The organism is Deltaproteobacteria bacterium GWC2_65_14, from assembly GCA_001797615.1.
In the GTDB taxonomy this organism is placed as follows: Bacteria; Desulfobacterota; Deferrimicrobia; order Deferrimicrobiales; family Deferrimicrobiaceae; genus GWC2-65-14.
On record MGPV01000031.1, the window covers coordinates 27,389 to 27,753 of the forward strand.

General features: G+C 67.1%; 1 pseudogene (cut by a window edge). It reads left to right on the plus strand.

What is annotated here, in order from left to right:
• Window positions 1–340: pseudogene (locus A2X88_03890) on the plus strand (phenylacetate--CoA ligase) (it extends 953 nt beyond the left edge of the window).
• Window positions 341–365 lie beyond the last annotated feature (25 nt).

Here is a 365-nt window from a genome sequence, read left to right on the forward strand (position 1 = left end):
CCACGACAGGATCCTGGGACGATCCGACGACATGGTCGTCTTCCGGGGGGTGAACATCTACCCCGGCCAGGTGGACGAGGTGCTCTCGAAGATCGACGGCGCCGGCAGCGAATACCAGCTCCTCTTCGAAAGGCGGGAGGACGGGAAGGACCACATGGAGCTCAAGTTGGAGCGGGCCGGCCGCGTCGGCGCGAGCGCGGACATGGCCCTTTCGCGCGCGATCGCCGCCGAGATCAAGCGCAACCTCATGGTGTCCTGCTCCGTGGAGATCCTCCCGCCCGGCACGCTGCCGCGGTCCGAGAGGAAGACCCGGCGCATCTTCGACAACCGCCGGTTCTGAGGAATCCCGGAAGGCCCACCGCTAC